General features: G+C 42.5%; 26 protein-coding genes. 16 read left to right on the forward strand and 10 right to left on the reverse strand.

Going from position 1 to position 25,636, the window contains the following annotated elements; all coding sequences use genetic code 11:
• The first annotated feature begins 309 nt into the window (after positions 1 to 309).
• From C9E88_RS02150 to C9E88_RS02170, 5 genes are read left to right on the forward strand one after another with little or no spacing between them, the layout of a single operon-like run.
• Positions 310 to 1,128 carry an ABC transporter ATP-binding protein gene (locus tag C9E88_RS02150; protein WP_106984010.1) on the forward strand — a complete coding sequence of 273 codons (819 nt, stop codon included), beginning with the start codon at positions 310 to 312 and terminating at the stop codon, positions 1,126 to 1,128.
• Positions 1,125 to 1,904 carry a lipid asymmetry maintenance ABC transporter permease subunit MlaE gene (gene mlaE, locus C9E88_RS02155; RefSeq protein ID WP_106984011.1) on the forward strand — a complete coding sequence of 260 codons (780 nt, stop codon included), beginning with the start codon at positions 1,125 to 1,127 and terminating at the stop codon, positions 1,902 to 1,904. The genes C9E88_RS02150 and mlaE overlap by 4 nt, the downstream gene beginning before the upstream one ends.
• Positions 1,904 to 2,566, forward strand: coding sequence for an outer membrane lipid asymmetry maintenance protein MlaD (gene mlaD / locus C9E88_RS02160; protein ID WP_106984012.1), 663 nt, complete (start codon positions 1,904 to 1,906; stop codon positions 2,564 to 2,566). Before mlaE ends, mlaD begins: the two co-directional genes overlap by 1 nt.
• Before the next feature lie 19 nt (positions 2,567 to 2,585).
• Positions 2,586 to 3,221, forward strand: coding sequence for an MlaC/ttg2D family ABC transporter substrate-binding protein (locus tag C9E88_RS02165; protein WP_106984013.1), 636 nt, complete (start codon positions 2,586 to 2,588; stop codon positions 3,219 to 3,221).
• 11 nt (positions 3,222 to 3,232) lie between these two features.
• Entirely contained in the window at positions 3,233 to 3,520 is a 288-nt protein-coding gene (locus C9E88_RS02170; RefSeq protein WP_106984014.1) for an STAS domain-containing protein, read from the forward strand.
• 134 nt (positions 3,521 to 3,654) lie between these two features.
• On the opposite strand, the gene C9E88_RS02175 is transcribed toward C9E88_RS02170, so the two are convergent.
• Positions 3,655 to 4,668, reverse strand: a complete 1,014-nt coding sequence (locus C9E88_RS02175) for a CorA family divalent cation transporter (protein WP_106984015.1) — start codon at positions 4,666 to 4,668, stop codon at positions 3,655 to 3,657.
• Positions 4,669 to 4,822: 154 nt separating this feature from the next.
• Between C9E88_RS02175 and C9E88_RS02180 the strand changes: the two genes are divergently transcribed.
• Both C9E88_RS02180 and C9E88_RS02185 read left to right on the forward strand, forming a co-directional pair.
• Positions 4,823 to 5,419: an LOG family protein gene (locus tag C9E88_RS02180; protein WP_106984016.1), complete on the forward strand. Its 597-nt coding sequence runs from the start codon at positions 4,823 to 4,825 to the stop codon at positions 5,417 to 5,419.
• 1 nt (position 5,420) lies between these two features.
• Positions 5,421 to 5,816 (forward strand): NUDIX hydrolase, encoded by a 396-nt coding sequence (locus tag C9E88_RS02185; protein WP_106984017.1) that lies wholly within the window; start codon positions 5,421 to 5,423, stop codon positions 5,814 to 5,816.
• Between the two features lie 35 nt (positions 5,817 to 5,851).
• On the opposite strand, the gene C9E88_RS02190 is transcribed toward C9E88_RS02185, so the two are convergent.
• Both C9E88_RS02190 and recG read right to left on the reverse strand, forming a co-directional pair.
• The gene (locus C9E88_RS02190) at positions 5,852 to 6,505 is read right to left on the reverse strand and encodes a ComF family protein (protein ID WP_425267151.1); all 654 of its coding nucleotides are present in this window, start codon (positions 6,503 to 6,505) and stop codon (positions 5,852 to 5,854) included.
• On the reverse strand, positions 6,492 to 8,537 hold the full coding sequence (gene recG, locus C9E88_RS02195) for an ATP-dependent DNA helicase RecG (protein WP_106984018.1): 2,046 nt from the start codon (positions 8,535 to 8,537) through the stop codon (positions 6,492 to 6,494). The genes C9E88_RS02190 and recG overlap by 14 nt, the downstream gene beginning before the upstream one ends.
• A 50-nt stretch (positions 8,538 to 8,587) precedes the next feature.
• Between recG and C9E88_RS02200 the strand changes: the two genes are divergently transcribed.
• Together C9E88_RS02200 and C9E88_RS02205 are read left to right on the forward strand one after the other, a co-directional pair.
• Complete coding sequence (locus C9E88_RS02200; protein WP_106984019.1) at positions 8,588 to 9,361, forward strand: NAD(P)H-binding protein; 774 nt, start codon at positions 8,588 to 8,590, stop codon at positions 9,359 to 9,361.
• 141 nt (positions 9,362 to 9,502) lie between these two features.
• Positions 9,503 to 10,234: a hypothetical protein gene (locus C9E88_RS02205; RefSeq protein WP_117007432.1), complete on the forward strand. Its 732-nt coding sequence runs from the start codon at positions 9,503 to 9,505 to the stop codon at positions 10,232 to 10,234.
• A gap of 151 nt (positions 10,235 to 10,385) precedes the next feature.
• Here the strand turns inward: C9E88_RS02205 and plsB are convergent, their stop codons facing one another.
• Positions 10,386 to 12,953: a glycerol-3-phosphate 1-O-acyltransferase PlsB gene (gene plsB, locus C9E88_RS02210; RefSeq protein WP_106984021.1), complete on the reverse strand. Its 2,568-nt coding sequence runs from the start codon at positions 12,951 to 12,953 to the stop codon at positions 10,386 to 10,388.
• Between the two features lie 280 nt (positions 12,954 to 13,233).
• Between plsB and C9E88_RS02215 the strand changes: the two genes are divergently transcribed.
• Positions 13,234 to 14,106 carry an acyl-CoA thioesterase gene (locus C9E88_RS02215; RefSeq protein WP_106984022.1) on the forward strand — a complete coding sequence of 291 codons (873 nt, stop codon included), beginning with the start codon at positions 13,234 to 13,236 and terminating at the stop codon, positions 14,104 to 14,106.
• A 256-nt stretch (positions 14,107 to 14,362) separates the two neighbouring features.
• On the forward strand, positions 14,363 to 15,607 hold the full coding sequence (locus tag C9E88_RS02220) for a dicarboxylate/amino acid:cation symporter (RefSeq protein ID WP_106984023.1): 1,245 nt from the start codon (positions 14,363 to 14,365) through the stop codon (positions 15,605 to 15,607).
• 140 nt (positions 15,608 to 15,747) lie between these two features.
• On the opposite strand, the gene C9E88_RS02225 is transcribed toward C9E88_RS02220, so the two are convergent.
• From C9E88_RS02225 to C9E88_RS02250, 6 genes are all read right to left on the reverse strand, one after another.
• A complete protein-coding gene (locus tag C9E88_RS02225) occupies positions 15,748 to 16,695 on the reverse strand; it encodes a metal-dependent hydrolase (protein WP_106984024.1) in 948 nt (315 codons plus the stop codon).
• Between the two features lie 150 nt (positions 16,696 to 16,845).
• Positions 16,846 to 17,715: a ribosome biogenesis GTP-binding protein YihA/YsxC gene (gene yihA, locus C9E88_RS02230; protein WP_106984025.1), complete on the reverse strand. Its 870-nt coding sequence runs from the start codon at positions 17,713 to 17,715 to the stop codon at positions 16,846 to 16,848.
• A 112-nt stretch (positions 17,716 to 17,827) separates the two neighbouring features.
• Positions 17,828 to 18,271: an RrF2 family transcriptional regulator gene (locus C9E88_RS02235; protein ID WP_106984026.1), complete on the reverse strand. Its 444-nt coding sequence runs from the start codon at positions 18,269 to 18,271 to the stop codon at positions 17,828 to 17,830.
• An 87-nt stretch (positions 18,272 to 18,358) separates the two neighbouring features.
• Positions 18,359 to 19,567 carry an NO-inducible flavohemoprotein gene (gene hmpA / locus C9E88_RS02240; protein WP_106984027.1) on the reverse strand — a complete coding sequence of 403 codons (1,209 nt, stop codon included), beginning with the start codon at positions 19,565 to 19,567 and terminating at the stop codon, positions 18,359 to 18,361.
• Between the two features lie 150 nt (positions 19,568 to 19,717).
• Entirely contained in the window at positions 19,718 to 21,301 is a 1,584-nt protein-coding gene (locus C9E88_RS02245) for a helicase HerA-like domain-containing protein (RefSeq protein ID WP_106984028.1), read from the reverse strand.
• A gap of 19 nt (positions 21,302 to 21,320) precedes the next feature.
• Positions 21,321 to 22,523 carry a PLP-dependent transferase gene (locus C9E88_RS02250; protein ID WP_106984105.1) on the reverse strand — a complete coding sequence of 401 codons (1,203 nt, stop codon included), beginning with the start codon at positions 22,521 to 22,523 and terminating at the stop codon, positions 21,321 to 21,323.
• A 163-nt stretch (positions 22,524 to 22,686) separates the two neighbouring features.
• Between C9E88_RS02250 and C9E88_RS02255 the strand changes: the two genes are divergently transcribed.
• From C9E88_RS02255 to rplW, 5 genes are all read left to right on the forward strand, one after another.
• The gene (locus C9E88_RS02255) at positions 22,687 to 23,451 is read left to right on the forward strand and encodes a type 1 glutamine amidotransferase (RefSeq protein WP_106984029.1); all 765 of its coding nucleotides are present in this window, start codon (positions 22,687 to 22,689) and stop codon (positions 23,449 to 23,451) included.
• A gap of 239 nt (positions 23,452 to 23,690) precedes the next feature.
• On the forward strand, positions 23,691 to 24,002 hold the full coding sequence (gene rpsJ / locus C9E88_RS02260) for a 30S ribosomal protein S10 (protein WP_004725677.1): 312 nt from the start codon (positions 23,691 to 23,693) through the stop codon (positions 24,000 to 24,002).
• 64 nt (positions 24,003 to 24,066) lie between these two features.
• Positions 24,067 to 24,705, forward strand: a complete 639-nt coding sequence (gene rplC, locus C9E88_RS02265; RefSeq protein ID WP_106984030.1) for a 50S ribosomal protein L3 — start codon at positions 24,067 to 24,069, stop codon at positions 24,703 to 24,705.
• 11 nt (positions 24,706 to 24,716) lie between these two features.
• Positions 24,717 to 25,319, forward strand: a complete 603-nt coding sequence (gene rplD / locus C9E88_RS02270; protein WP_106984031.1) for a 50S ribosomal protein L4 — start codon at positions 24,717 to 24,719, stop codon at positions 25,317 to 25,319.
• Entirely contained in the window at positions 25,316 to 25,636 is a 321-nt protein-coding gene (rplW, locus tag C9E88_RS02275) for a 50S ribosomal protein L23 (RefSeq protein ID WP_106984032.1), read from the forward strand. The genes rplD and rplW overlap by 4 nt, the downstream gene beginning before the upstream one ends.

Raw genomic sequence — 25,636 nt, forward strand, 5'->3', positions numbered from 1 at the left:
TGTATACTTGATCATGTTTCTTGTTTTATTTGATAAATATGTTGAATGTTAGCAAGTGGTTTTTACAAGCTTCTTCTTTGGAGGTGCTTATGCCTTATATCGGTTTAGCTTTATTTTTAAGCAATATTGTTTATTATATCTATAATCATTGGGTTTAAACTCGTACGCCTTGTTTTAACCAGTTTTGAAAAAATAAAAAATAAAAAACACACTATAATTTAGTCATCTTGTGTTACATGGAAAGGTAACATTATGTTCTTGAATCCTTTATAGTATGCGTGCTGAAAAAATGCAGGAATAAGCTCAGCTATGAATAATCAAACACCTCTTCAGGCTCAATCACTCATTGAAGTGAAAAACTTGAGTTTTAAGCGAGGAGAGCGTGTCATTTATGACAATGTCAGCTTAACCATTCGTCGTGGTCAAATCACCGCTATTATGGGGCCGTCAGGTACGGGTAAAACCACCTTATTGCGTCTTATTGGTGGTCAGTTGGTGCCCGATGCAGGTGAAGTCCTCCTAGATGGTAAAAATATTGGCCAAATGTCACGTCAGGAATTATTTGCTGCACGTGCGCGTATGGGCATGCTTTTTCAAAGTGGTGCATTATTTACCGATATGTCCGTATATGAAAACGTGGCCTTTCCAATCCGTGCACATACGAAGTTACCTGAATATTTAGTATCAGAGTTGGTTTCTCTGAAGCTTGAATCTGTAGGTTTGCGTGGCACAGAACAGTTTATGCCTGCAGAGCTCTCTGGCGGGATGAATCGTCGTGTGGCATTGGCACGTGCAATTGCGCTTGATCCAGAGCTGATTATGTATGATGAGCCCTTTGCAGGCCAAGACCCAATTGTGATGGGGGTATTAACCCGTTTAATTCGCTCTTTGCGTGAAGCTTTGGATCTTACCACTATTATTGTGTCGCATGATGTGGCAGAAACCTTATCGATTGCCGATTATATTTATGTGGTTGCAGAAGGCAAAGTTCAGGGTGAGGGGACTCCCGCTGAGCTGAAAGCACATGCTTCACCTTTTGTACGTCAATTCCTTACAGGTTCAGTCGATGGTCCTGTCGATTATCAATTTAGCCATCAGCCATATTTGTCGCAAGAGGTTCGTTCATGAATGCAATTGCCGCATTAGGTAGACGCGTCATTGAACGTGTCCAAGGCATTGGCACAGCATTTATTATGTTGTTGCAAATTTTATGCTCTTTGCCCACATGGCTTGGGGTAAAGCTGTTTATTTATCAGATGTATCGTGTTGGGGTGTTGTCCCTGCTGATTATTACTGTATCTGGCTTATTTATTGGTTCAGTCTTGGGCCTACAGATGTATAGCATTTTGTCTACATTTGGTAGTGAAGCCATGCTGGGGACTGCAGTTGCACTCACATTGTTAAGAGAACTTGCACCTGTTGTGGCGGCTTTATTGTTTGCAGGCCGTGCAGGCTCGGCATTAACTGCTGAAATTGGTTTAATGAAAGCCACTGAACAGCTATCAAGTATGGAAATGATTGGTGTAGACCCTTTGAAACGTGTGATTTCACCGCGTTTGTGGGCAGGCATTATTAGCCTTCCAATGTTATCCGTCATATTTGCCGCTGTTGGTATTATGGGCGGTAAGTTGGTCGGTGTGGACTTCTTGGGTGCGGATGAAGGTTCGTACTGGAGTGGTATCGAAAATAGCGTGCAATTTTTTAAAGATGTGCTAAACGGCACAATTATTAAAAGTTTTGTGTTCGCACTAATTTGTACATGGATTGCGGTGTATCAAGGCTATGCTTGTGAGCCAACATCTGAAGGTATTGCAACTTCTACAACACGTACAGTGGTGTATTCGTCGCTGTGTGTTTTAGGTTTTGATTTCGTGTTGACTGCGGTCATGTTCGGAGGTATTTAATGAAATCACGTACGAGTGAGCTGGCCGTCGGCATTTTTGTTATTTTATTTGGTATTGCTTTATTTTTCTTGGCCATGCGTGTGAGTGGTTTGGTGGGCAATAATTTAAAAGACAGCTATGAAATGACTGCTGTTTTTGAAAATGTGAATGGCATTAAACCCCGTGCAAAAGTTGCAATGAGTGGTGTTAAAATTGGACAAGTAGATTCAATTACACTCGATCCAATGACGCGTTTAGCGACAGTACATCTTACGATGGATGGTAGCTTAACGACGTTTAATCCAGAACAATTAAAGCAAGTACAAAAAGATGCCTTAGAAGAGCTACGTTATAGTTCGGATTATGAGGAGGCCGATCCAGCACAACAAAAAGAAATGGAAAAGCAACTTATTGCTAACATGAAATCCATCACGAATATTGATGAAGATGCTTATATTATGGTTGCAACCAACGGTCTGTTGGGTGAGAAATATTTGAAAATTGTACCGGGTGGTGGTTTGAACTATTTGAAGCGTGATTCTCAAATTGTGAACACACAGGGCACGATGGAAATTGAAGACTTAATTACCAAATTTGTAACCGGTGGTGCTGGTAAGTCATCTGACGCTAAAGCTGAAGAGACGGATACTACGGCAGATGCAGAACCGTCATTTACAGAATAGTTTTTTGAGGAGAAAACACGTGAATACTTTGGTGAAACAAACCTTAACAGCTAGCATACTTTCGACCATGCTTGCAGGTACCGCTTTTGCAGCACCATCTGAAACGCCACCTGCATTTATTAAGAAAGTGGCTGATGGGTTGATCACTCGTTTGAAAGCGGACCAATCTAAACTGCAAAATAACCCTGCAGCAGTAAAAGCAATTGTGCGTCAAAATCTTGACCCATATATTGATTCACAAGCATTTACACGTATTGTGATGGGTACTTATGCAACGAATCAGAACAGTACTGCTGCACAGCGTGCTCAGTTCGAAAAGAATTTCCGTGAAACGCTCATTGAAAACTATGGTTCTGCTTTTGCAAAATACAGCAACCAAAGCTACACCATGCGTCCATTTAAGTCGACAAATCCAACCAATCCTGTTGTGACCATCGACTTCATTAACAATGGCGAAAAAATTCCAGTATCGTTCCAATTGGCTGACAAAGGTAGCCAATGGAAAATTCGTAATATCAACGTTTCAGGTATCGACCTAGGCTTGCAATTCCGTAATCAGTTTGCGGCAACTGTAAAACGTAATGGCGGTAACTTGGATAAATCAATTGCGAACTTCAAGCCTGATGCTGAAGCTGCTGTTGAAAAGAAAAAATAAGCAGGTTTAAGATGATTGAATTCACTGCGCAAGAGTTGCATGTAACTGGGAAAATTGATTATCGTAATGCTGAACAGTATTACGCTCAAGGGCTGAAAGTTATTCAGACACAGCAACAATATCCAATGACAGTGAATTTATCTGCTTTGGAGCATGGTAGTACTTTAGCATTGGCGGTATTGGTTCGCTGGCTAAGACAAACACCAAATGCAGAAGGTCTAGTCTTTAAAGCTGTTCCTGAAAAAATGATGAAGATTATTCAAGCTTGTCATTTAGAGCATGATTTGAAACTTATTTAAATTCTATCGTAATTTAAAAGTGATCTTCATAAAAAAAAGCGCCTAAGGGCGCTTTTTTGTGGGCTACAGATAAATCGTGATTTCATCTGTAGCATGCTGTGTATTTCAGGTTGAAGCAATGCGCCAAGGCGTGCTTAAATCCATTTTTTCCAGCGGAAGTAAATGAGTGGGCCAATCAAGAAGGCAATTAAAATTAAGCTGACCACGATAAAGCTGGTTGTTCCATGTGCGAAAGGGAGCACATCGGTATTCATGCCGTAAATGCTGGCCACCAGCATAGGAGGCGCAAGCATACTTGGTAAAATCGAGAATCGACGAATGGTATCGTTCTGTTCGGTATTAATGAAGCCTGAAGTTGTGTCGAGCAAGAAGCGTACTTTTTGGAATAAGAAGGCATCATGTTCTACCAATGAGCGTACATCTTCACTCAGTTCTCGAATATCTGCATCGTAAATATGGCTACCAAGCGCACGCGGACGAGATAAGAAGGTGAGGACACGACGTAAGTCAATAAGACACAGCTGTGCTTTACCAAGCATGTCTTCTAATTGTGCCAAGCGCGTGATCATGTCATCTAAATCTAAAATCATTTCACGGTGACGATTGTTTAGCACTTCTGTGGAGTATTTTTCCAAGTCCTTGTGGATATCTTCTAAGATATCCGCAAGCTCATCGAGTTTGGCTTCCAGCAAGCCCAATAAAATCCAAGTTGGATCTTTATAATCAATTTCATAGTCATTACGACGCGCCCGTGCACGAAAAGCACGGAAGGCCACCAGTTTTTCACCGCGCAGTGTAAATAGGCGCTCTTTATGAAGAATGAAAGCAACGGTCTGCACGGTTGCTAAAATACTGGAGTTTTCTTCGGTTTCGCCATCGACCTGAAAGTTTTTATTTTTCGTTAAAAAATACGTACTGATATGCAAAATGCCATCATCATCACGGTAGAATCGTGCAGATGAGGAAATGTCTTCTAGCGATTTAAGCGTAGGCATATTTTGATCATAGGCATCCATGATCCATTGCTGTTCTTCTTGAGATGGAGCAATGAGGTCAAGCCAGACCAAATCTTGATGTAGATCGAAGTCACCATTGACAGTGGTATCTTCTAAACTACCGCGCTCTGTGGCGTAAAAGGCTTCCAGCATGCCGTCTTTTCTCCCTTGCGCAGTATGTAAAAATGAATGCGTGTATTTTAGACAAGGATGCTTAGAAATACACTGCTCGAATGATTATTTTATGAAAAAATCTGAACGAAGTTTAGATTCCAAGCATGACAATTCAATAACAGGGTGAGAGATGATGAATTCTATAGCAATTTTTTGTGGTTCAGCTTTAGGTACGGACCCTGTTTATGAGCAAATCGCCATTCAAGTCGGGCAATGCTTAGCAAAACATCAGATCACTTTGGTATATGGTGGAGGGCGTTCAGGTCTCATGGGCATCGTTGCAGACAGTGCATTACAGGCGGGCGGTAAAGTTATTGGCGTGATTCCGAAGCAATTGGTGGACCGTGAACTCGCACATCCACATTTGACAGAGTTACATGTGGTGCAAAATATGCATGAACGTAAGACCAAAATGTCGGAACTCTCCGATGGTTTTATTGCGATTCCTGGTGGTGCTGGTACCTTGGAAGAAATTTTTGAACAGTGGACTTGGGCACAATTGGGAATTCACTTAAAACCTTGCGCATTTTTAAATATTGATGATTTTTATACGGACTTAATTAAGTTTATTCAGCTCACAGTGGAAAAAGGTTTTACGCAAACCCGTTTTGCAGATGCTTTGGTGGTATCCGATCAAATAGAAGATATTTTAACGCAGTTTATGCACTATACGGCGCCACAACCTAAATGGGGAATGGCGGCAGATCAACAAGATTTGGTGAAACATTAAGATGAAAGTGATTACTGTTGCTGCGGGCATTGTGCTAAATGAACAACAGCAAATGTTGGTGGTGCGTAAGAAAAATACTGCCTGCTTTATGCAGGTGGGTGGCAAGCTAGAACCGAATGAGCATCCAGAACAAACCATTGTGCGCGAAATTGCAGAAGAAATTGGCTGTCAGGCTAAAATTCAGCATTATCTTGGGCGCTTTGAAACTGCAACAGCCAATGAACCTGATCATCAACTGGTGAGCTATGTATATCATGTGACCTTAGATCAGATTCCAACGGTGCATGCAGAAATTGCGGAAATGCGTTGGGTGGATTTAGATGATCAAGACATAGCACTGGCACCATTGACCACAGAAATCATTATTCCTTGGATTAAGCAGCAATTGGTTTCTTAAGCAGTTAGATGAGTTTTGTGGTGTAAGTAAGACGCTTAAATTTCTGCAACGGCTAAGCAGGTGACATGTACCTGCTGGCACCCCAATTCGATTAGGCAATTATGTAGAGCTTGAATAGAACTGCCCGTAGTGACCACATCATCGACAATCAGAACATTGCGATAACGCACTGCATTTTGTGGCGTTAATTGAAATTGTTGTTGAATATCACTCATACGTTCTAAACGACTTAAGCCTTTTTGTGCGTGTTGTTTTAAACGTGTGACAGGTTGCCAAATGGGTACATCCAAGTGTTTTGCCAGATCTTGTGCAATCAGCAAGGACTGATTAAAACCACGTTCTTCTAGGCGTTCCGTTGATATGGGCATAGGAACAATCGCCTGTACTTTTTTGGGTAGTTTGAGCGAGCAGAGTAAGCCTGAAAGGAGTGGTTGAAATTGTAGTTGTTGTTGATATTTATACTGTTGAATAATGCGATCGAGTGGATAGTCGTAACGACATGGTGTCATGATTTGTAGGCCTTGGCGCTGTATGGTTTGCCTTTGCCAAGGTAAAGATTTCCAACAATCCTCACAGACCTGATGCCAATGTTGGGTATCTGCATGGCAAAGTTGACAGGGCTGGAAGCTTCGAAACAGCCCTGTCAATTGCTGGAGTATGGAATTAGATTTAGGGTTATACATAGGCATAGCGTGGTGCTTCAGGCAGCCAGCGTTTCAGCAAGGCTTCTGCATTTTTAGGATGTTCTTTTAATATTTGCTGCGCAGCATAATGCGCTTGATTCAGCAGATGATCATCGCGCTCTAATTTGGCTACACGGAAGCCCATATCGCCTGTTTGTTTGGTGCCAAGCAGTTCACCTGGGCCACGTATTTCCAAATCTTTTTCAGCAATGATAAAACCGTCATTGGTTTCACGCATGATACGTAAGCGTTCCTGCCCATTTTGCGACAGTGGGTTTTTATACAGCAGGGCGCAGAAGCTGGCTTTAGCGCCACGCCCCACACGGCCACGCAGCTGATGCAGCTGAGATAAGCCTAGACGCTCTGCATTTTCAATCACCATAATCGAGGCATTCGGTACATCCACACCCACTTCAATGACCGTGGTGGCAATCAGCAATTGTAGTTCATTGTCCTTAAACTGCTGCATCACAGCCTGCTTTTCATCGGCTTTCATTTTACCGTGTACCAGTCCGATATTCAGCTCGGGGAAGCGTTCTTTAATTTCGGCAAAAGTGGCTTCTGCAGCTTGCGCATCTAATGTTTCCGACTGTTCTACCAGCGTGCAGACCCAATAGGCCTGTTTGCCTTCGGCGCAATTGGTGGCAATGCGTTGTAGCACTTCTTCACGGCGGTCCAGCGGTATAGTCACGGTTTGAATTGGTGTACGGCCGGGCGGCAGTTCATCAATCACCGAAGTGTCCAAATCACCATAAGCCGACATGGCCAGTGTGCGGGGAATAGGTGTGGCCGTCATCACCAGCTGATGTGATGTCATGCCATTTAAGCCTTTATTACGCAGTGCCAAGCGTTGATCGACCCCAAAGCGGTGCTGTTCATCAATAATCACTAAGCCCAATTTGGCAAAAGCGACATTGTCCTGAAACAGCGCATGGGTTCCGACCACTAAGTTGGCGCTGCCGTCTTGTATGCTTTGCTCGGCGGCAGTGCGGGCTTTGCCTTTTTGCTTGCCTGAAAGCCAAGAAACAGTTAAGCCCAAAGGCTCAAACCATTTTTTAAAATTTAGATAATGCTGTTCTGCCAAAATTTCAGTCGGTGCCATCAGTGCCACTTGCCAGCCTTCTTCTAAGGCATGACAGGCAGCCACGCCTGCAACCAGTGTTTTACCCGCGCCAACATCACCTTGAACTAAACGTAGCATGGGCTTGTTTTGTTTTAAATCTTTGGCGATTTCTTTTGAAACCCGCTTTTGCGCGCCAGTCATTTCAAAGGGAAGGCTGCCAAGCAGGGCTTTAGCAAAAGTTTTACTTGGACTGAATGAGGGTGCTTCAATTTGCTGAACATAAGCACGGCGGGTCAGCAGGCTGACTTGATGCGCGACCAATTCTTCAAAAATCAAACGCTGCTGCGCAGGGTGTGAGCCTTGTGTCAGCTGCAGCATATTGGCATTTACAGGCGGATGGTGAATATAGTCCAGTGCTTGTTTCAGCGCATAGCCATTGGTGAATTTTTGCGGCAGCAGTTCAGGTAGGTCATCGCTGTGGCTTTCTAAAGCTTGCTTCACAAATTCACGCAGTTTAGGCTGGGTGAGTCCATCAGTTGCTGGGTAAATGGCAGTGAGCTGTGTTTGTGGCAGCGGCGTGTGTTCAGTGATTAGCTGCAGCTCAGGATGATACATTTCCAGTCCGCGTGCACCGACACGTACTTCACCAAAAATGCGCAGGCGGGCGCCCAATTTGGCACGGTCAGTAATGCCTTTATAAATATGGTAAAAACGTAAGGTGACTTTGCCTGTATCATCGTCCAGTTGTACAGCCATCGATTTGCGTTTACCCGGCGGAAAGTCGACACCTTTGACAATGCCTTCGAGCAAATAGCTGCGTCCAACGGTCAGCTGATTCATGGGTATAATAGTGCTGCGGTCTTCATAGTCACGTGGCAAATGAAACAGTAAGTCGTCGGTGGTGAAAATATTCAGTTTTTCAAGCAATGCGGCAGCAGCGTTTCCTACGCCTTGCAGTTGATGAACGGCAGCCATTTCCCCTCAGTCTGTTTTGGACAGATGTTAAGTCTGTGATTAGGTGCTAAATGCATATTTTATTTATAGGTTATGGTAAAACATCTCAGCGCGCTACAAAACTGTTATTTGAGCAGGGCCACCAAATTACCACAATTAGCCAAAGCCCGAAAACGGATGAATATGCCAATCATCTGATTCAGGATGTACATCATTTGAATTTAAGCGGTATCGCGCCTATAGATGCAGTGTATGTATTGCTATCGCCCAATGCGTCTACTGTGGAAGCTTATCAGCAGACCTATGTCGATACGGTTCAGTCCATTGTTCAAGCTTTAAAAGGGCATCCGATTCAACGCATCGTTGTCGTGTCTTCTACTCGGGTCTATGGCGAAAATGCCGGTGAGCGTGTGGATGATGAAACCTTGCCAAACCCTATAGATGCGCAGGGCAGGCTGCTGCTGGAGATGGAGCAACTATATCAAACTGCTTTTCCTGCGCAGTGCGTGATTATCCGCCCGAGTGGGATTTATAGCGGTGCATCTGCACGAATGCAGAAGCTGGCAGAGACAACAAAAAGCTATCCAAATATTCACTGGTCCAACCGGATTCACATTGATGATTTAGCGCGTTTCTTGGTATTTATGCTTCACGTGGAACATGCTGAAAAATCATATATTTGTACCAATAATATGCCACAACCTTTGCATGAGAAAATTTTAAATATTCAACGTGAGTTGAATCTGCCTGAGTTGGTTTTGGAAAGTGATAGGGTAACAGGGAAGCGGATTTATGCGGACAGGATGAAATCAGCGGGCTTTCAGTTGGAGTATGAGGATTCTTAAGTATGCTTAATATTAGGTTTTTTATCTTAATGTTTTGATATTTATGTGAAATTAATAGTTTGTGTAACGTGTGTTAAATGGGTTTTTAGTAAATCATAATTTTTGATAAGATAAATTTTTAATCAAAATAAATTAATAATTATGGGTTATAGATCTGGTGGGATGGTGTTTCCATTCAAAGGTGATCTAGACGAATTAGTTGACTTAGTTAACAATTGGACTGAAAAATGCTTTGAAATTTTAGCCCCTAATTTGAAAGCAAATGAAACTATTGAATTAGAGTTAATTAAAGATAACGTGGTCATTATTCATAATTACAGCTTTTTCTTCTCTGCTTATCAAGATAAGGGTTTATGGAGTGAAAGGCTTAAAAAATCTTCATTGAATGATTGGGTAATATTTTTTGAATGTGTAGATAGTTTTAATGTAGCCAGTTATTTGATATTTAAAAATAATATAGAGGTTAGGCGAGTTTCTGAGTCTGAAGATCAGGCTTTTTATCAGGATGGTGAACCTCAAGACTTTGAAAAAGAATGGCTTAATGCATCAATAGCTTATGAACATGAATATCAAGAAGATGATGAATGGAAGGAAGAAATTATAACTGATCCAAACTTTTCCTTGGATGACATTGAAGAGTGGGAGAATTATTACAAATTTTATTATGTTGGCTCTATAAATAATTCCACCAACCATTTAGCTAGACAGTTGCTAAGTGACTTATCAAATAAATATCTAGGTTTTGATTTGATTAATGATTTTTATGACTTAGAGAACAAAATTACTCTAGGTTATGGTGATATTACTGAGAATCAGTTAATTGTAAATAAACAGAAAAAAAGCTTTTTTGAGAAAATTTTATTTTGGAAGTAACATTCATTTAACATAAGACCTCTTATACTAAATGCATATGTAAGCCCAAAACAGAAATATCCATTTTCTTCGAAGTAAATAAAAAGGGGCAAGTCTTAAAACTCACCCCTCATCCCAACCTTCTCCCAAAGGGAGAAGGAGCTATAAGGATTTACTTCTTCTTGCGCTTCAAGCGTTTCTTCGCCTGTTCCGCAACGACTTTATCCAGTGCTTCTTTCAGTTCATCATCGCTGAATGTCGTAATGTGTTGCAACATTTGCAAGGTCACATCATCCAATACAAGGTTGGCGTACTGAGCAACATTTTGGAAGTTTTCATCAAACACAATCGCATTGTCTTCATTGGTACTGATGTAGCCTTGCTGTGTCAGTACCTTAATAAAGCTTTGGAATAAGGCTTTATCAAAGAATTCTGGTGAGTTGAACTCATACAGCACAGATAGACGCTGACCAACCAAATGGCTCAGTTCTTCAACCTGACGCGTAGAAATATTGCCTGAACCACGCTGGGTGATTAAAGCCAAGGTCATGTAATAACGTTCAAGGCTCTGCATCACAGGTGCAGCCAACACCACCAATTGATTGTGATGTTCACTGTTTGGCGCAGGTGAAACTAAGTTGCCTTCGGCGTCTTCAGAAATGAGCTTGGCTTGAATCAATGCTTCAGCATAAGCACAAATCTGATCTTTCAGCTCTTCATCTTTCCATTTTAAAAACAGTTCAGCTTTTAAGAATGGATATAAAGTACGGATCACATTGATTAAGTCGCCACGGCGGATGGTGCCGTTATGTTCAACCATTGCCGCAATCAGTGAAGGCAAAATGAATGCATGTAAAATGTTATTGCGGAAATAGGTCAGTAACACGGCTTGACCATCTTCAATGGCAATAATGTCACCCAAGACATGCTTCACGCGTTTGATCAGTTTAAGCTTTAAGCCGTAAGCAATAATTTCTTTACCTGACAACGGTGTCACTTGCATACGCGAATCATACGGCAGGGCAGTGAGCAGGTTGCGGTAGGTATCAAGCTGATTAATACAAATTTCTTCGTCCAGCGTATGTTTTACAGTAGCTAGTAAAATCAGAGACAGCAAAGACACAGGATTGATTACTGCAGCACGGTTGATGTTTTCCAAAATCGCATGTGCTGAGCTTGTCACAGCTTCTGAAACTTCTGGTGGCATCGCATCGTCATTTTTTTCAATTTTGACATTGTCTACGCCATGCTGTTTTAGAACATCATTGAGGAAAACAGGCTCGCCAAAGTTCACATGCACCTTGCCGAAAATACGTTCAATTTTACGTAAAGTTTTAACAATACCGAGGATTGATTCGCCTTCTTTTGGCTTACCGTTCATTTCGCCAACGTAGGTTGCGCCTTCCATTAAGCGTTCATAGCCAATATAAGTTGGCAGGAACACAATCGGTTTTGCAGGATTACGCAGATGGCTGTGTACCGTCATTGCCAACATACCCGTTTTTGGCGGTAACAGACGGCCAGTACGCGAACGACCACCTTCAATAAAGTATTCGAGAGGCGTATTACGCGACAAAATGCTGTATAAATATTCTTTAAACACAGTGGTGTATAAGCCATTGCCACGGAAGCTACGACGGATAAAGAATGCGCCACCGCCACGTAGAATTTGGCCGACAAATGGCATATTTAAGTTATCACCGGCAGCGATGTACGGCACCATCATCCCGCGTTTGTAAATCACATAAGACAGTAATAGGTAGTCAATATGACTGCGGTGACATGGTGTATAGACAATTTCATAGTCCTTAGCCAATTCACGTACGGTACTGAAGTTATGTACTTCTACACCGTCATACAACTGTGTCCACAAACGTGTTAATGCAATATCTGCAAAACGCACCGTTGAGTGAGAATAATCGGACACGATTTCATTTAAATAACCAATCGCACGACGCTCAGCTTCGACCATACTAATTTTGCCACGAATACTTTCACGGCGAATCGCATCTTGCACATCAGGGGCTTTGATGAGACCGTGCATGACATTGCGACGGTCAGATAAATCTGGGCCTAAAACGACTTCACGTTGACCATCAAGATAGTCATTTAGTGTGCTTAAGATATAAGTGGCTGGTGAAAGGTTTGGATGCGTGGTTTTCGCATAATCGATCAGCGCACGTAGTGATTGTGGCTCATGGAATTCGATATAAGTTTGACGTCCATGCAAGCCAATATTCATGAGCTGCTTAACACGGCTTGGTGTAGACCACGTGTCTGTAAATAAAAGCTTTAACCAAGAATCTTCTTTTTCTGGATCGCGTCCCCAAAGCAAAGTGACAGGAACAAATTCAATATCTAAATCAGGTTGTTTTTCTAAGGCTTCGACTAAGCGCAAAAGGCGCGGTGGAAAAGCATGTGGCGGTGGGTTAAGTAAATTATTTTCATCGCGATGTTGCAAAAATAATACTGAGGCTTTTTCAGTATGTGTCCCTACATTGAGCGGGTCGAGCGCGGCATGTAATTTTAAACGACGGGTTTCACCATCGACCACCAAGGCATTACTACGTGAGTGTGTTTGTAATACGTAGCAGACAATCTTTTTAGATTGCGGGGTATCTGATGTTTCTGCGATCGCGGGTTCAGTAGGCACTTCGCCAAGAACGTGTGGTGTTACCACGAGGTCAAGAAGCTTACTTGAAAGCTTACGATACATTTGACCAAAGCCAGGCTTGGACATAAAGACTCCTACTTGAATGAACCAGCCCGATTAAATTTCGGGGGATACAATTTTTGCATAATTTTAGCGAAAAACAGTATGTCATTTTCTAACATTTTATAGGCATATTGTAAGATTTTATCGTTAAAAAACGTATTTTTAGCAGATAATTTCGAAGAAGAATGTGACAGTTCAGTCAGGCAATCTTTAGGGTTTTACTGGGTTTTTATGGCAATATAGTGCTGAACTGTGAATTTAAATTTTGCCTGATTTCAGGTGATCCCATGTAAATAGGTCGTATATGAATGCTTTAACTCAAGAGTTAGTTGAACTGCTTAGCTTAGAAAAGCTAGAAGAAAACATCTTTCGCGGTCAAAGCCGTAATTTGGTGGGCAAGCGTGTGTTTGGCGGTCAAGTCTTAGGCCAAGCACTTCGTGCAGCATCATATACAACCGACCGTCCTGCACATTCACTGCATGCATATTTCTTGTTTGGTGGTGATGTAAATGCGCCAATTATTTATGAAGTTGACCGTATTCGTGATGGCCGTAGTTTTGTAAGCCGTCAGGTACGTGCTATTCAACATGGCAAGACCATTTTTATGTGCATGGTGTCATTTGCAGAACAAGAAGAAGGCTTGAATTATCAAGTGGCTGAGCCAGAGTATCCTGCAGTTGAAGATGTAAAATCAGAAGCTGAACTTAAAAATATGTTGGTTGAGTTTGTACCTGAAAATGTACGTGCTTCATTTATGCGCGACCGTCATGTGGAAATTCGCCCAATCGATCCGCAAAATCCCTTCCAGCCACAACCTGCTGCGCCATCTTATGCACATTACATTCGCACACATGACAAAATTGCAGATCATGTAGATGAGATCTCGCTCCATCAGGCGATTGCGGCATTTTATTCAGACTTTACTTTAATGACGACTGCGCTACGTCCGCATGGTTTAAGCTATTTATCGCCAAGTTTACAGTGTGCCAGCATTGATCATGCTATGTATTTCCATAAACCATTTCGTGTGGATGAATGGATGCTATACGACATGGATGCAACCATAAGCGCTAGCTCGCGCGGTCTGAATTTTGGTCGTATGTGGCAAAATGGCGAGTTGGTATGTAGTACTACACAAGAAGGTTTAATTCGTTTGCGTGAAATTGAAACGCAATAAACCTTGAGCTGTGTACATTAAAAAAGCCGAATCGATCGATTCGGCTTTTTTATTTTAAGCTGTTCACAGAATGTATAGCTGGCTTTAAAGTTTAAATATTTTTTTTCGAATGTAGTAGAAATCTGCTGTCGCCCAACATCGTTCATTGGATGTGCTTAGCAGGAAAATTGCAGGCCTTTACACAAAAAAATATCGAATCTTAGGCTTACGCATGGCATAGTGCCTTGAAGTATGTACTGAAAAAAATGACTCAGCTATGAGCTTAAATACCCAAATTTTTATTGCAGCCATTTTAGGCATTGCCTTTGGCTTTTTAATGAATCTGTTTCCAGACAGTGGATTCTTTAACTCGAGTTTATATGGCTTGGGATTAATGAGCAGTATTTTTATTGGCTTACTAAAAATGCTATTGATCCCTCTCATTTTCAGTTCAATCGTTGTGGGAGTTTCTAATTTACAGGCAGGTGGTCAGTTAGGCCGTGTTTGGAAAATTACTTTGGCTTGCTGTGTAACCACGACTACACTGGCACTTATATTGGGCTTGGCTTGTGCGCATATATTTCAGGTGGGGAAGGGTGTGGACATTCAAATGTTCCAAGAGGCCATGGCACAACATCAAAGTCCAGACACGCTGACACCGTTATCTTTTTTTACCAATTTTATTCAAAATACATTAATTAACCCTTTCAAAGCCTTTGCTGAAGGCAATGTGCTGGCAGTCGTCGTGTTTGCCTTACTGTTGGGTGTGGCATTGGTGCAAGGTGGCGATAAATTCCGTAGCGTACGTAAACTGAGTGCGCAATTTTTTGACATTATGATGCTGATGATCAGCTGGGTTATGAAACTAGCACCCTTGGGTATTTTTGCGCTCTTGGCGAAGTTGATTGCGACAGAAGATATTTCGGTGCTGAGCCGTTTGGCTGAATTTGCTGCTGTGGTAACAGGAACGACCATTTTTCATGGTGCGGTGGTATTGCCATTTTTATTGTGGATTTTTGGCAAGATGAGCCCAATCACATTCTTTAAGGGAACACGTGCTGCTCTCATCACAGCGTTTGCGACCAGTTCCAGTTCTGCAACCATGCCACTGTCTATGAAGTGTGCACAGGAAAATTTAGGCGTCCGTCCACAAACTGCAGGTTTTGTAATTCCATTAGGCACACAATTGAATATGGATGGTACTGCGCTATATGAAGCTGCTGCCGCACTTTTTATTGCAAATTTGATGGGACTAGATTTGAGTTTGGGGCAACAATTGATTGTCTGTGCCACCGCCATGATTGCCTCTTTGGGTGCGCCGGGCATTCCAAGTGCGGGCATGGTGACTATGATTATGGTATTGCAGTCTGTTGGTTTGCCTGCTGAAGCGATTGCGATTTTACTGCCGATTGACCGCTTATTAGATACAGTACGTACGGTGGTGAATGTACAGGGCGATATGATGATTAGTGTGGTGGTTGATCGTCATACGCGAGAAGCTGAAACAGTAATAGAAAGTTAATTCAATATTGAGTTTTTTCTGCGCCGTAACGCTGTAAAGCATTTTAACCACGAAATGAGCACAATAAAAAGCAGGCTACAAAGCCTGCTTTTTTAATTTTATTTCAGCCCAAATAGTACTAATTAGCTTTGGATAATCGCTTAAGCGGCAACTTTAGGTAGTGCGCATTTAGCCGCAGGAGACTGATCTAAGTAAGCAATCGCATCTTCTGTTTTTGCTTCATGGACTGGATCATACCAAGGCATTAAATAACCCAATTGCTGAGAAACCAACCATAGCGGATGTGGCATTAGACGGTTGTCTTTTTGTGCGATGCGTGACCATTCACGCCAAATCCAAGGTTTATATACCGCAGGCTTAATTGATGCATAACGTGGATCTTGTCCTAAAATATGGGCAGCACCATCAGTCCAAAGCCCAATAACAGCCACAATCACAATTAAACTTTGATAGTAGCGAGAAATATAGCCACCACCTAAATGACGATAAAGATCAAAAGCCACCGTGCGATGTTCAATTTCTTCTGCGCCATGCCATTTGACCAAGTCCAGCATATTGGGATCTGCGCCCAAGCGTTGCCATTCAGAGTTATATAGTACGTATTTTCCTAACACACAGGTCATGTGTTCAACCGTTGCAATAATCCCTAGGCGGAATAGATCCCATTGATGTTCGAGTGCTTTAGGTACTTCTAAGCCCATGGGTTGATCGGCCAATACCTTGCCAAACAAGAAATCCATAATTTTTAAGTTACGGCTCACATCAATATTGCGCACCGTTAGATATTCTTTATTCGCAGAATTATGTGCTTGCGCATGCATGGCTTCTTGGCGGATAAATGCTTTGACGTCCTCCGCAAGTTTTTCATCGGTAATTTTAGGCAGTACTTTGTTGTACAGGCGGCAGAACCAAAATTCGCCTGCTGGCAAAATCATATTAATTTCATTAATAAAGTAGCTGACAAAAGGCTGGTTGGGAATCCAGTCAACCGGCGTATCCTGCCACTCAAATTTGACTTTACGCGGTTTAATGCTGTAGCTGATGGAAGAGCCTATTCTTGAGTTTTTCAGGCGGGAGAGCAATTTCATCTGACGGTCCTTATTTTAATTTTGTGAAGCTGTTCACATTTATATATAGGGTCAGTATGAAAAAAATATCCTGTATTGTAATTAGCAATACAGGACATTTGGTTGTCAAAAAATGATGATTATGGTCAGACAATCTGACGCATTTTACCGTTAAGACGGATCTTTTGGCGCTTGCTCGGCAGGCAGTTCAGCGTCTAAAGCATCATCAAATTCAGTCTCTTCAAACTCTGAATCGAAGTCAGCATCATCAAAATCATCTGCTTCGGCATCTGGAATGCTGGCCAAATCAAATTCTGCAGCCTGTTCAAGGGTAAAGTTCAAACGGCCGCCCATCACGCTGGCAAGTTCTTCTAAGCCCTGTTTGTTTAACGATGAGAAGGTTTGAATCGAGAACTGCAGCTTCATTTTTTTCAGCTGCGCTTTAACTTCCTGCAGCGCTTTAGAAGCAGGGCCGCGGTTGAGTTTATCTGATTTAGTTAAAAGTACATGCACGAATAATTTACGTGAATATGCCCATTCCAGCATCATCACATCAAAGTGCTGCAGCGGGTGGCGGATGTCCATTAACAGGACAAGGCCTTGCAGGCTTTCACGGTGAATCAGGTAATTTTCGAGTTCTTTTTGCCAAACAATTTTCATCGCTTCAGGTACGGCCGCATAGCCATAACCCGGCAAATCGACCAAACGCTGGTCTGGATTGCCCAAGCTGAAAAAGTTGATCATTTGGGTACGGCCAGGGCGTTTTGATGCGCGGGCCAATTGCTTTTGATTGGTTAAGGCATTAATTGCGCTAGATTTTCCTGCATTTGAGCGGCCAGCAAAAGCGATTTCATAGCCTGTATCTTCAACGCATAAATTCAGCTTTGGCGCGCTCATTAAGAATTCAGCTTTACGCAGCCAGTTTAATGCGCGTACAGAGTATTCAGTAATAGCTGGATCGACTTTTTTTTCGTAGCTGATCTTTTGCTTAGGCGCATGAGCTACCTTACTGTTTCTAGATTTTCCTCTGTGCTGATGCATAACTCGACTTCAATGACTGATTTACAAGCAGCCATTATAAAGGAACTCGTTCGGGCAAGCGAACTTTGATCTGAAAGATGCGCTGATCGAATGGAAAATGGGCGCGGCCACATCATAGATTGATCATTTGAATGGGAGACTGCGTAGTGTATTTTGATGAGGGCGGGGTGCTGAGGACATCTCCTAAGCTGTATTGGTCGAGGCTGTGATAAAACTGCTCCATCGCCTGATCTAAAATGCCTTTTAAACCGCAATTGCTGCGTAACACGCAGGGAGGCGTATTGCATTCCACAATCGGATTTTCACGCTGTAAAATCCGGACAATTTCACCAAGACGAAGCGTGAGTGCCTGAGGGTTAAGGCGAATGCCGCCGCCTTTGCCGCGGGCGGTAATCAGCCAGTCCTGTTTTCCCATAAAATGCACAATTTTCACTAAATGATTTTGCGATACGCGCAGATCTTCGGCAATTTCCGCAATTGTATACGGCAGCGCTTTGGGCTGAGCGATATACATCAGAACACGTAAGGCATAATCGGTGAATTTATTCAGCTGCATGATAATACTGTAAGTGTAGGAGAAATAAATAAGGGTTAGTCTAGCATAACTAAACTAACCCTATTTTATTTCAAGCGGACGGGAGAGTTAGTGTTTTACACCGCCTGTGCCGAAAGCTTCACTGTGGATATTGGCCGCAGGAATGCCGCGGGCAATTAAAGCTTTCTGCTGTTCAGCCATAAATGGCATTGGACCGCAGAGGTAGTAATCTGCATTGACTGGCAAGATTGCAGTATCCATGCTGCCTAAGTCTAGACGGCCAGCAATGTCATAATCTTCACCTAATTTGTCACTGGCATGAGGGAACTCATACGCAGTAAAAGTGCTAAGGCGCGGATATTTTGCTTTCAAATCCTGAATGTGTTTATGCATAGCATGCACTTGTTTGCTGCGGCATGCATGGATAAAGGTCACAGGCTGCGGCATGTCTAAAGTGACCAGCTGATTCAGCATTGCAATCATCGGAGTTAAGCCAACGCCGCCGCTGATGAAGACATTGCGTTTATTTGGATCAATGAGATAGAAGTTGCCTGTTGGCGCAGATACTTCAATTTCTGAACCGGTCTCTAAGCCATGCAGCGTATTGGATACCCAGCCTGCAACCAAATCACCTTTTTGGTCTTCACGTTTCACGGAGATGCGTAAATAGTTGGTTTGCGGACTGGTAGACAGCGTATATTGACGCGGCTGTTTTAAACCCAGTTCATCAACCAATACACGTACTGAGATGTACTGGCCTGCTTCATATTTTGGTAAATCGCCGCCATCGGAAGGCTCAAGGTAGAATGAGGTGATTTCATCGCTTTCAACCACTTTTTTCGCAATTTTGAAATTGCGCCAGCCTAACCAGCTGCCTTTAGTTTGCTGATGCTGCTCATAAATCGCTTTTTCAGTGCTGATAAACAAATCTGCTAATTGTCCGTATGCTGCCGCCCAAGCTGCAATTAATGGATCTTCCATTGAAATGCTTAAGACTTCACTGATCGAGTGCAGCAAGTTTTCACCGACAATATTATAGTCCGGCGCTTGAATGTTAAGACTCACATGTTTGTGCGCAATTAATTCTACAACCGGTAAAAGTACAGACGGATCTTCAATATTTTCAGCATAGGCCAATACAGCGCCTGCCAAGGCTTGTGCCTGAGCACCGCTGCGCTGATGCCCCATGTTAAAGGTTTCTTTAAGGTCAGGATTATTGCCCAACATGCGGTTATAGAAGTAACCCGTCAGCGCGACACCATTTTCACGTAGAACAGGAACAGTCGCTTTTACTAGGTCAATTTGCTGCGGAGTCATAGCTGATCTCTCATGGCTGTTATTTATAAGATGTATTTAAAATACATGTTTAAAAATATATTCGCAATACATGTTTTAGCAAAAACCATAAAAAAATTATGGAATATAAAAATATTCCATAATTTTGTACTTTTTGATTGGGCTTTTAGATTATTTCTGGCCGAAGAGAGAACCCAAGAGTCCACGGACAATTTTCTGTCCAGTTGAACCGCCAAGGCTGCGTGCAGCACTCTTGGCAAAGGTGCCCACCGTATCCTGAATCAATTTTTCACGCTGTTTGGCTGCACGTTCAGCTTCTCTTTGCTGTTCGCGGACAATGCGCTCTTGTTCACGTGCCTGCTGTTTTTCTAAAGCTGCTTGGTCTTTGGCGTGCTGTTTGGCTCGGGCTTCCTGTTCTTTGGCTTGAGCTTTATCTTGTTCAGCTTGAGCGGCCTGCTGGTTACGGTCTGTCACTTTTTGCTGCAGCATTTCAAAAGCGCTGTCGCGGTCTACGGCTTGATCATAAATGCCTGCGACAATGCTTTGCGTCATGATGGTTTTGCGTTCATCCGGGCTGATCGGGTCAAAGGCGGAATGCGGAGGCATAATCCAGCCGCGCTCAACCATTTGCGGGGTGCCTTGCTCATCCAGACAGCTGATCAGCGCTTCACCGACACCTAATTCTGTAATGGCCTGATCGACTTTAAATGCCGGGTTGGCGCGGAAGGTATCGGCAGCGGTTTTAACTGCTTTCTGATCTTTGGGGGTAAAGGCGCGTAGCGCATGTTGTACGCGGTTACCCAGTTGGCCCAGTACGCTTTCAGGTAGGTCAAGAGGGTTTTGTGTCACAAAATAAATGCCCACACCTTTGGATCGGATCAGGCGTACAACTTGCTCAATCTTTTGTTGTAATGCAGGGCTGGCATTATCAAACAATAAGTGTGCTTCATCAAAGAAGAAGACCAATTTGGGCTTATCCATATCTCCAACTTCAGGGAGTTGTTCAAACAGCTCTGATAACATCCACAGTAAAAAGCTTGCATATAGTTTTGGCGTGTTCATCAGTTTATCGGCAGCCAGTAAATTAATATTACCTCGGCCTTGTGCATCGGTCTGAATAAAATCCATGATATTGAGAGCAGGTTCGCCAAAGAATTGATCTGCGCCTTGATCTGCCAGTGCAAGCAAATTACGTTGTATCGCGCCTAAACTTGCAGGGGATAAATTGCCGTATTCTGCTTTGAATTCAGCAGCATGTTCACTCACATAACTGAGTAATGCTTTGAGATCTTTAAAATCAATAAGAAGTAAGCCTTGATCATCGGCAATACGGAATACCGCAGAGAGCACACCTTCTTGTGTATCATTTAAATTCAGCATTTGTGCCAACAAAAGTGGCCCAATTTCAGAAATCGTTGCTCGGATAGGGTGGCCTTGATCTGCAAACAGGTCCCAAAATACAACTGGTGAAGCAGAAAACTCAATTGTTTCTATATTTAGGGTTTGTAGCCGTGCGTCAAATTTAGGACTACTTGATCCAGCCTTTGCAAGGCTGGAAACATCACCTTTGGCATCAGCCAGAAATACGGGTACACCCAAGCGGGAAAAACTTTCTGCCAGCACTTTTAAGGTCACCGTTTTACCTGTACCGGTTGCACCAGCAATTAAGCCGTGGCGATTGGCAAACTCAGAGTGTAGGATGATATCTTGTTGTGTATTCGAGGTTTTTTTAGCAATAATAATTGGTGTACCCATAATTTAGCCTTTTGTCTCATTATTCATGTAATTGTTGGTTCATTTGTTTTAAAGCATTTTCTATATCTTGGATTAAATCTTGTGGATCTTCTAGTCCTATACAGAAACGTACCAGCAAACCTTGTTGTAAATGTGTATGTTCTAAAACACGCATCTCTTTTAAGTTATACAGCATCACCAGACTCACGGGACCACCCCAGCTAAAACCTAATTTAAACAGCTGTAATGCATCACAAAAGCGACGGATCGCTTGCATGTCATATTCAGGTTTGAAAATTACACTGACTAAGCCAGCACTTTGGCCTTGTTTGCAAATGTTTTTCCAATACTCGTGTCCTGCAGCATCAGGGTCGGCAGGGTGTAATACTTGTACAAATTCAGATTGTTGCTTCAGCCAATTCAAAAGCGTTAACGCACTTTTGGCTTGATGCGCATAACGTAACTGCATAGATGCAAGGCTACGTTGCACTTGTGCCACATCATCACCTGAAACAGAAATCCCTTGAATGGCATGCATACGGAATAGTTTGTGATGCAATTTTTGGTCACGCGTTACCACGGAGCCCATTAAAATATCGCCACCACCACTTGGATATTTGGTTAGTGCATGGACAGTGATATCGACACTTAAATGCTCATCTCCAAAATCAAAAGCATTAAAGGCAAGACCTGCGCCCCATGTATTGTCGAGTGCGGTTAAGATGTTTTGAGCTTTGGCTTTTTTGACTAATCCTGCAAGATCAGGGAATTCTAAGGTGACCGAACCTGCAGCTTCTAACCAAATAAGCTTGGCTTTTGAGCTAGGGTTAAAGCTTGAAACATCGAGTGAGTTATAAACTTTTACATGAATTCCGTAGCGTGATTCTAAGTTACGTAAATGCTCCATATTTGGGCCATAAATATTATCGGCCACCCACACTTCATCTCCCTGACTTAAAAAACAAGAATTGACTAAGTTAATCGCTGATAAGCCACTCGGTGCAAGGAGGCTATATATACCGCCTTCAATTTGCGCAATGTTATCGCCAAGTGTAAAGGTGGTTGGGGTGCCATGTGTGCCATAACTATAGTCGTAAGCATCTGTCCAGTGGCGATTAAATAGGGCATCAGTATTGTTGAAAATAATAGTAGATGCACGAAATAGGGGAGGTTGAACGGTTTCTATATATTGAGGGGCACGTCGTGGTGCATGTATGAGGGCGGTTTGAGGTTTATTTTTCACAGCGAAACTCATTCATTCGTTAAATCTTGTATTTGAGCTTAAGGGATTCATCCTAAATACACCACAATGTGTATAAATTGTTTAATGTAAGCAGAAAGCTAAAAAGTTGGCTTCATTTTTGCAAAACCACTATCTATAAGAGAGAAAAGATATAGGAAAGTGAATGAAGCCACAGTTAAAAGTACATTATTTTCAGCATATTGCTGGTGAAGGGTTCGGAAGTTGTTATGAATATTTGAAAGGTATGAATGCTAAAATTTCTGCCACTGAGTTTTTTGCCTTGCCTATCGATTTGGCTTTAGATATAGAGGCCTTACCTCATGTAGATGATGTTGATTTACTCATCATTATGGGGGGCACAATGAGTGTCAATGATGAAGCTAATTTCCCTTGGCTAAAAATAGAAAAGCGTTGGTTAAGGCGCTATTTGGCACAAGGGAAGCCTGCAATAGGTTTGTGTTTGGGTGGGCAGTTAATTGCCAATGCTTTGGGGGCTGCAGTCAGTAAAAGTCCGCATGAAGAACTGGGTTGGATGTCTGTACGTAAGACAGCCCATGTACCAGCGCATTGTTTTCCCTTGCCAGATGAATTTCAGGTTTTGCAATGGCATGGCGAAAGTTTTGAAATACCTAAAGGTGCTATACATTTGGCGGAAAACGATGGTTGTCGCAATCAAGTGTATCAGATTGGTCAAAATGTCTTGGGCTTCCAGTTTCACCCAGAAATTACCCCGCATGCTTTAAATCTGTTCTTGGAAACAGATGATGCCTGTGAACGATATACAGGGGCATATATACAATCGGAAGGCGAGCTGAAGTCAAGTAGTAAAAGTAAATTTATTCAGGGAAATCAAATATTAAACCAAGCAATAGCGTATGTATTGCAAAGAACAGTGGCAGGACAACTCGCTGAATGTCACAAAGCATAATTAAATTGAAAAACATGATAAAAAAACGATTTTAGATTTGCTTATGCATTAAACAATAGTTATAATGGGCGACCCTTTAATGAAGGGGGTTGACTACGAATAAAGTAGTTAACATCGTGACAGTCGCGGCATCGATCGTGACCTTAGTGATAATTCACTGCTCTTGACACTTGCCTTTATTAGTGGGGTGAGATGCGTCAAGAGTGATTCTTTATATTTTTGGCTTGGAGTTAACTGGTATGTCTAACCAGAGAATTCGTATCCGTCTTAAGTCTTTTGATCACCGTTTAATTGATCAATCATCTCAAGAAATCGTAGAAACAGCAAAACGTACTGGCGCACAAGTTTGCGGTCCAATTCCAATGCCTACACGCATTGAACGTTTTAACGTTTTAACATCACCACACGTAAACAAAGATGCACGTGACCAGTACGAAATCCGTACTTATAAGCGTTTGATCGACATCGTTCAACCTACAGACAAAACTGTAGATGCATTGATGAAGTTAGATCTTGCAGCTGGTGTTGATGTTCAGATCGCTTTGGGTTAAGGCTTTCGGGTTAATTAACGAATTATAGAAGTTAATTAAGCCGCTTTTTTAGAGGTTAATGCACATGGCTATTGGTTTAGTCGGTCGCAAGTGCGGTATGACACGTATCTTTACAGATGCTGGTGTTTCTGTACCTGTAACAGTGATTGAGGTTGATCCTAACCGCATCACTCAAATCAAAACGCTTGAAACTGATGGTTATCAAGCGATTCAAATCACTACTGGTGAACGTCGCGAATCTCGCGTAACTAACGCTCAGAAAGGTCACTTCGCTAAAGCGGGTGTTGCTGCTGGTCGTCTAGTTCAAGAATTCCGCGCTACAGAAGCTGATCTTGAAGGTCGTGAAGTTGGTGGTACTCTAACTGTTGACTTGTTCACAGTTGGTCAAATCGTTGACGTAACTGGTACATCTAAAGGTAAAGGTTTCCAAGGTGGCGTTAAGCGTTGGAACTTCCGTACTCAAGATGCTACTCACGGTAACTCTGTTTCTCACCGTGTTTTAGGTTCTACTGGTCAAAACCAGACTCCTGGTCGCGTATTCAAAGGCAAAAAAATGGCTGGCCATTTAGGTGCTGAACGCGTAACTACACAGGGTCTTGAGATTGTTGCAATTGACGCAGAACGTTCAGTTCTTGTTGTTAAAGGCGCGATTCCTGGTGCTACTGGTGGTGACGTTACTGTTCGTCCTACGATCAAGGCCTGAGGGGAAATATTGTGAATTTAAATACTGTTTCCGGCTCTGCTGTTGAGTTATCTGAAGTTGCTTTTGGTCGTGACTTTAACGAAGCTCTTGTTCACCAAGTAGTTACAGCTTACTTAGCTGGTGGTCGTCAAGGCTCTAAAGCTCAGAAATCTCGTGCAGACGTTTCTGGCGGTGGTAAAAAACCATTCCGTCAAAAAGGTACTGGCCGCGCTCGTGCTGGTTCTATTCGTAGCCCAATCTGGGTTGGCGGTGGTAAAACTTTTGCTGCTCGTCCACAAGACTGGTCTCAAAAAGTAAACCGTAAAATGTATCGCGGTGCTATGCAATGCATCCTAGCTGAACTTGTTCGTCAAGATCGCTTGGTATTGGTTGAAGAGTTTGCTGTTGCAGCTCCAAAAACTAAAGAATTGCTTGCAAAACTTAACGACTTAAATGCAACTCGCGCATTGATCGTTACAGAAGCTGTAGATGAGAATCTATACCTTGCTGCGCGCAACCTTCCACACGTGGATGTTGTTGATGCTGCTGCAATCGATCCTGTTAGCTTGATCGCGTTCGATAAAGTTGTTATGTCTGTAGCTGCTGCTAAGAAAATTGAGGTAGAACTCGGATGAACAACGAACGTTTATATCAAGTCCTACAAGGACCTGTATTCTCAGAAAAAGCACAAGTTTTAGGCGAAACTGCTGGTGTTCAAGTTTTCAAAGTTGCATTAAATGCAAACAAACTTGAAATCAAAAAAGCAGTTGAGCAACTGTTTGGTGTTCAAGTTGTTAAAGTTAACACAACGATCACTAAAGGTAAGACAAAACGCTTTGGTAAAACATTAGGACGTCGTTCTGATGTTAAAAAAGCATACGTCACCCTGAAAGCTGGCCAAGATGTTGAAATGGCTGACTTGGGCGATACCGCTGAAAACGCAGCGGAATAA

Origin of the sequence: Acinetobacter cumulans (assembly GCF_003024525.3) — a bacterium.
GTDB lineage: Bacteria > Pseudomonadota > Gammaproteobacteria > Pseudomonadales > Moraxellaceae > Acinetobacter > Acinetobacter cumulans.

Excerpts from the sequence above, each read along its gene's own strand:
- rplC (WP_106984030.1), top strand. The coding sequence starts at position 24,067 with ATGGCTATTGGTTTAGTCGGTCGCAAGTGCGGTATGACACGTATCTTT.
- recG (WP_106984018.1), bottom strand. The coding sequence starts at position 8,537 with ATGGCTGCCGTTCATCAACTGCAAGGCGTAGGAAACGCTGCTGCCGCA.
- C9E88_RS02175 (WP_106984015.1), bottom strand. The coding sequence starts at position 4,668 with ATGCTGGAAGCCTTTTACGCCACAGAGCGCGGTAGTTTAGAAGATACC.
- C9E88_RS02225 (WP_106984024.1), bottom strand. The coding sequence starts at position 16,695 with ATGAAATTGCTCTCCCGCCTGAAAAACTCAAGAATAGGCTCTTCCATC.
- C9E88_RS02190 (WP_425267151.1), bottom strand. The coding sequence starts at position 6,505 with ATGCCTATGTATAACCCTAAATCTAATTCCATACTCCAGCAATTGACA.
- C9E88_RS02220 (WP_106984023.1), top strand. The coding sequence starts at position 14,363 with ATGAGCTTAAATACCCAAATTTTTATTGCAGCCATTTTAGGCATTGCC.
- rplW (WP_106984032.1), top strand. The coding sequence starts at position 25,316 with ATGAACAACGAACGTTTATATCAAGTCCTACAAGGACCTGTATTCTCA.
- mlaD (WP_106984012.1), top strand. The coding sequence starts at position 1,904 with ATGAAATCACGTACGAGTGAGCTGGCCGTCGGCATTTTTGTTATTTTA.
- rpsJ (WP_004725677.1), top strand. The coding sequence starts at position 23,691 with ATGTCTAACCAGAGAATTCGTATCCGTCTTAAGTCTTTTGATCACCGT.
- C9E88_RS02205 (WP_117007432.1), top strand. The coding sequence starts at position 9,503 with ATGGGTTATAGATCTGGTGGGATGGTGTTTCCATTCAAAGGTGATCTA.
- mlaE (WP_106984011.1), top strand. The coding sequence starts at position 1,125 with ATGAATGCAATTGCCGCATTAGGTAGACGCGTCATTGAACGTGTCCAA.
- C9E88_RS02185 (WP_106984017.1), top strand. The coding sequence starts at position 5,421 with ATGAAAGTGATTACTGTTGCTGCGGGCATTGTGCTAAATGAACAACAG.
- C9E88_RS02170 (WP_106984014.1), top strand. The coding sequence starts at position 3,233 with ATGATTGAATTCACTGCGCAAGAGTTGCATGTAACTGGGAAAATTGAT.
- hmpA (WP_106984027.1), bottom strand. The coding sequence starts at position 19,567 with ATGACTCCGCAGCAAATTGACCTAGTAAAAGCGACTGTTCCTGTTCTA.
- C9E88_RS02180 (WP_106984016.1), top strand. The coding sequence starts at position 4,823 with ATGAATTCTATAGCAATTTTTTGTGGTTCAGCTTTAGGTACGGACCCT.
- plsB (WP_106984021.1), bottom strand. The coding sequence starts at position 12,953 with ATGTCCAAGCCTGGCTTTGGTCAAATGTATCGTAAGCTTTCAAGTAAG.
- C9E88_RS02235 (WP_106984026.1), bottom strand. The coding sequence starts at position 18,271 with ATGCAGCTGAATAAATTCACCGATTATGCCTTACGTGTTCTGATGTAT.
- C9E88_RS02245 (WP_106984028.1), bottom strand. The coding sequence starts at position 21,301 with ATGGGTACACCAATTATTATTGCTAAAAAAACCTCGAATACACAACAA.
- yihA (WP_106984025.1), bottom strand. The coding sequence starts at position 17,715 with ATGCATCAGCACAGAGGAAAATCTAGAAACAGTAAGGTAGCTCATGCG.
- C9E88_RS02255 (WP_106984029.1), top strand. The coding sequence starts at position 22,687 with ATGAAGCCACAGTTAAAAGTACATTATTTTCAGCATATTGCTGGTGAA.
- C9E88_RS02200 (WP_106984019.1), top strand. The coding sequence starts at position 8,588 with ATGCATATTTTATTTATAGGTTATGGTAAAACATCTCAGCGCGCTACA.
- C9E88_RS02150 (WP_106984010.1), top strand. The coding sequence starts at position 310 with ATGAATAATCAAACACCTCTTCAGGCTCAATCACTCATTGAAGTGAAA.
- C9E88_RS02215 (WP_106984022.1), top strand. The coding sequence starts at position 13,234 with ATGAATGCTTTAACTCAAGAGTTAGTTGAACTGCTTAGCTTAGAAAAG.